Source organism: uncultured Cardiobacterium sp. (genome assembly GCF_938028185.1).
GTDB lineage: Bacteria > Pseudomonadota > Gammaproteobacteria > Cardiobacteriales > Cardiobacteriaceae > Cardiobacterium.
Genome location: NZ_CALJAH010000383.1, coordinates 1 through 4870, shown reverse-complemented (window position 1 = coordinate 4870; position 4870 = coordinate 1). Strand labels below are relative to the sequence as shown.

The following is a 4870-nucleotide window of genomic DNA, read 5'->3' as shown; positions in this document are numbered from 1 at the left end:
TGTGTCCGGCGTCGGCGGCGGTGAGGCGGTAGGTTTTGCCGGTCGCGCCGTCAATGTCCTGCCCGTCGCGCTGCCACTGGTATTTGACGCCTTCGGTCGGTACGCCGTCCTGGTCGCTTACGGTGGCAGAAAGGGTACTGCCCGTTTTCGCTTCGCCTGTGACGGTGACTTGTCCGGCGTGATTTTCGCCCGGTTGCGGATTCGGCGGCGGGGTTTGGCCGCCATCGGTAACGCTTTCGGTCGCCGTGCTGGTGACGCTTTCCGCGTGTTGCGCGTTGTCGGTGTAGCTCACCTTGACGCTGACCTTGTAGCCGAGGTCGTCATTGGTGAGGGTGTATTTGCTCTGCGTGGCGTGGGCAATCGGCTGACCGTCACGCAACCATTGATAGCTGACGCCATCGCTCGGCACGCCGTCCAAATCGTTGACGGTGGCGCTGAGGGTGCTGCCGGTTTTCGCTTCGCCGCTGACGGTGACTTGTCCGGCGTGGTTCTCGCCCGGTTGCGGGTTCGGCGGCGGTTGCGGGTTCGGCGACGGTTGCGGGTTCGGCGACGGGTTCGGGTTCGGCGACGGTTGCGGGTTCGGCGACGGGTTCGGGTTCGGCGACGGATTCGGGTTGTCGGGCGCATCCACGGGCGGCGGGAACAGCGGGTAGGTGTTGTTGCCCGGCGTTTTTTGGTCGGGCGGGAGCGGGGCGTGGTTGTCCGGGGTGTTGCCGGGGGCGGGCGTGGGCGGCGGGTTGTCGCCCGGCTGCTGCGGTTGCGCCGGCTGGTGTTTGTGGTGTTTGTCGTGGTTGTGCGCGGCGATGGCGATGCCTCCGGCGACGAGGCCGACCGCGCCAAGGGTGGCAAGGGTCGCCGGGCTGATGTCGCTGCCTGCGGCGGCGCTGGCGCTGGCGCTGTCGTCGGCGAGGGTTTCGGCGAGGAGGTGTTCGGGGGCGACGGCGACCGGGTAGCGGTAGAGGCTGCCGTCGGGCTGGGTGCCGACCAGCGCGCCTTCGCCGCGGGCGTAGTAGTCGTCGATGACGAGCGTGCCCTGGCCGTCGCCGGGGGTGATGCGCAGGTCGTCGCCGTCGCGCGCGGTGCGAATGTCGGGCAGGCCGTCAAGCTGGTACCAGGCGCCGTTGATGGCTTCGATGTGCTGTTCGCCCGCGCCGTTGAGCGGGTATTGGGCGATGGGGTTGCCGTTGGTGTCTTTGAGGGTGATGGTGTTCATAGGGTGTTCCTTGTTGGATATTGCTGCCTTGCGGGGTTTAGTGGATGAGAGCGGCGGCGCTGCGCTGGCTGATGAAGCCGTCCGGGGTCTGGCCGTTGGCCGCCTGCCAGGCGGCGAAGGCGCGGCGGGTGTTCGCGCCCATGACGCCATCGGTGCCTTTGGTGTCGTAGCCCTGCGCGGTGAGGTTTTGTTGCAGGCGCTGTACCTGGTCGCGCGTCAGCCCTTGTTCGTCGCGCGGCCAGCTGGCGCTGATGCCGCCTCCGCCGCTGATGCCGTCGGCAATGAGGCCGATGGCAAGGGCGTAGCTGTCGGCGTTGTTGTAAACCTTGATGGTTTTGAAGTTGGGGTAGGTGAGCAGTGCCGGGCCGCTCACGCCTGCGGGCAGCCACAGTCTGGCGGTGCCCGCCTCATTGGTCAGCGCCGCGCCGTCGGCCTGGCGCGCGCCCAGTTGTCCCCATTGTGCCGGGGCGAGGCTGTTTTCGATGTAGCGATAGTCGAAATCGGGGGTGAGGCGTACTTCGCGTCCCCAGCGCTGGCCGCGTTGCCAGCCGCTTTTGCCAAGGTAGTTGGCGGTCGATGCCAGCGCGTCTTCGATTTGCCACGGGTCGCGGCGACCATCGCCGTTGCCGTCGGTGCCGTACTGGAGGAAGGTGGTGGGGATGAATTGGGTGTGTCCCATGCCGCCTGCCCATGAGCCGCGCAGTTCGTCCCAGCGCACGTCGCCGCGCTCAATCAGTTGCAACAGCGCGATGAGCTGCTGTTCGGCGAAGTCGCGGCGGCGGCCTTCGTAGGCGAGGGTGGAGAGCGCTTGGATGAGGTCAATGTTGCCGGTGTTTTTGCCGTAGGCGCTTTCCATGCCCCAGATGGCGACGATGTAGGGCGCGCCGACGCCGGTTTGGTTTTCCAGTTGTTGTAGCAGCGGGCGGTATTCGGCCAGTTTGGCGCGGCCTTGCTGGATGCGGTCAGCGGAGACGGCGCTGTCGAGGTACGCCCAGATCATTTTGTTTTGTTCGGGCTGTTTGCGGTCGGCGGAGACGACTTTTTCTTCGTAATGGGTGCGGGCGAGCAGTTGCCGGATGTCGTCGTCGCGGATGCCAGCCGCTGCGGCGCGCTGGGCAAAGGCCTGCTGCCAGGCGGCGAAGTTTGCCGGTTCTGTCGGTGGGGGAGGGGAGGGCGGTTCCGGTTGGGGTTGCGGCCGCGGCTCGATATTCGGCGCGGGTGCGGTGGTACAGGCGCTGAGGATGGTGGCAAGGGCGAGGGCGACAAGGTTGCGGTTCATGGTGGTGGTAATGGTTTGGCAAGGGTAGGGCGGTAGGATAGCGATTGCGGCGAAAGGCGGCAAGATGTGCGGTTGGTGCGGTTTTTGGTGTTCAAAAAAACGCTCCGGACGGGAGCGTTTTGGGTTATTCAGATTCCGCCTCATGTATGCGGAGCATGGCATGAGGCGGATGTGTTTGCGGATTTATTTTTGTCTGGAGCCGCTCATGATGCGTTGAACAAAGACAATGACGCAGGCGAGGAAGGCGACGAGGCCAATCCATTGTGCGGCAGTTCCCCAGTTGTCAAGTTTGATGGCAAGCGGGGCTTCAGAGCCGCCGCTGGTAACGGAGATGACGATGATGAAGGCGAGGATGACGCCAATCAGGCTCTCGCCGACAATCAGCCCGGCCGCAAAGAGGGTACCGATGCGTTCGGCGTTTTTCAGGCGCGGTCCGCTGTCGCTATAGCGTTTGCGGATGAAGTGGTTGGTGATGGCGGCGAGGAAGGCGCCGACAATCAGCGGCGGGGTAATCATCGGCGGCAGGTAGATGCCCATGCCGATAGCGAGCGGCGGTACCGCCAGGCGGCCGTCGGTCGCTTTCTTCAGCCAGAGGTTGAAGGCGATGGCGGCTGCGCCAATGCCCATGCCGGTGAAGATGTAGCCCCATTGCAAGTCGTGCGAGAAGATGCCTTTGGCGATGGTGGTCATGATGGTCGCCTGCGGTGCATTCATGGCGAGGCTTGCGTCCATGCCTTCGCGCGGCATCGCGCCGGCAAAGCCGTAGGACTGGTAGAGCAGTTCGAGTACCGGGGCGATGACAATCGCGCCAACGATAACGCCGATGATGAGCGAGACTTGTTGCCGCCACGGGGTGGCGCGCAGCAGGTAGCCGGTTTTCAGGTCTTGCAGGTTGTCGTTGGAGATGCAGGCGGCGGCAATGATGGCGGTGCCGCAGAAAAGCGTCAGCGCCAGCAGGAATTGGCGGTTGCCTTCGTCGGCAAAGAGGCCGCCCGCTTCGCCAATCATCAGCAGGATGAGCGAGATGATGATGGTAGCGATGATGCCGATACCGGAGATGGGGCTGGAGGATGAGCCAATCAGCCCCGCCATGTAACCGCAGGCGGCGGCGACGAGGAAGCCGATGAGGATGGTGAGCAGGGTGCAGACGACGACCAGCGTCCACGCCATACCGCTGCCGAGGCTGGCGTCGGCGACGAAGCGGTGGAAGCAAAAGACGAGGATGACGGCGGCGATGGCGATCCACAAGAGCATGCTCTGCGGCGAGAGGTTCAAGTCTTCGCGGTGCGCCGCCTGTTCACCCTTGCCGCTGAAGGCGGCGATGGAGAGCTTCATCCCTTCAACCATCGGTTTGAAGAGGGTGATGAGCGTCCAGATGGCGGCGATGGCAATCGTGCCTGCGCCGATGAAGCGCACGTTATTCTTCCACAGCCCCATCGCATAACCCGCCATATCCGCATCCGGCGGCTGCGGCAGGGTGGCGCTCAGATAAGGAATGATGCCAAACCAGGTCAGCGCGAGGCCGATGAGAATGGCGATACCACCCGCGAGACCAACGAGATACCCCGCGCCGAGCAGGGCAAACGAAAAACCCATCGGCGCCTGGAAAATCGCCGCGCCGGATTTGAACCAATAACTGGCGCTGTCAGCGACAACCCGCAAGCCTTGCGTGCAAAGACTCATCACGCCCGCCAGCGCGCCGCCGGTGAGAATTTCCCTGACGCCGCTTGCGCCCTGCTGCGCGCCGCTGTTCTCAATATTCGGATCGTGGCAGCCGACTTTCAAAATCTCGGCGGCGGCGACACCTTCCGGGTAGGGCAGATCGCTATGCACCACCATCGCCAGGCGCAGCGGCACAGTGAAAATCACACCGAGAATCCCGCCGGCGGTACACAGCAGTGTTGTCTGCCAGAACGGAAACCCGCTCCAATAGCCGACCATGAGCAGCCCCGGCAGGACGAAAATCACCGAAGAAATCGTCCCGGCGGCGGAGGCCTCGGTCTGCACCAGATTGTTCTCCAGAATATTGCTGCCGTGGGCGAACTTGAGCACGGCCATGGAAATCACCGCCGCCGGAATGGTCGAGGCAAACGTCAGCCCGACCTTGAGGCCAAGATAAACATTGGAAGCCGTAAAAACGACGGTAATCAAAGCACCCAGCACCATGCCGCGCAGCGTCAGCTCGCGGTAATTGGCAAATGGGTCGTGATACGAAGGCGATGACATATGAAAACTCCTGAAGATGAAGAAGGCTGGCATCTTGAAATTATGTTAATGGGAAGTCAAGAAAATCGGCGCGGTGAACTGTGGAAAAATACCGCTCCCCCGCCAACCACACGAGGACAAGCATGAAACTGAACACCCTGCTCATCGCCGCC

2 protein-coding genes and 1 pseudogene are annotated in these 4870 nt (G+C 63.3%); all 3 read right to left on the bottom strand.

All coding sequences use genetic code 11. The features are described 5' to 3' along the window. Nucleotides 1–1213, bottom strand: a pseudogene (locus Q0349_RS11240) (hypothetical protein); the annotation flags it as partial. 37 nt (nt 1214–1250) lie between these two features. Beyond that, nucleotides 1251–2492, bottom strand: coding sequence for a lytic murein transglycosylase (locus Q0349_RS11235; protein WP_298081056.1), 1242 nt, complete (start codon nt 2490–2492; stop codon nt 1251–1253). A 183-nt stretch (nt 2493–2675) separates the two neighbouring features. Next, nucleotides 2676–4718 (bottom strand): oligopeptide transporter, OPT family, encoded by a 2043-nt coding sequence (locus Q0349_RS11230; protein ID WP_298081055.1) that lies wholly within the window; start codon nt 4716–4718, stop codon nt 2676–2678. Nucleotides 4719–4870 lie beyond the last annotated feature (152 nt).

What these genes read in the sequence shown, in the direction of transcription:
- Q0349_RS11235 (WP_298081056.1), bottom strand. Translation starts at nt 2,492, where the DNA reads ATGAACCGCAACCTTGTCGCCCTCGCCCTTGCCACCATCCTCAGCGCC.
- Q0349_RS11230 (WP_298081055.1), bottom strand. Translation starts at nt 4,718, where the DNA reads ATGTCATCGCCTTCGTATCACGACCCATTTGCCAATTACCGCGAGCTG.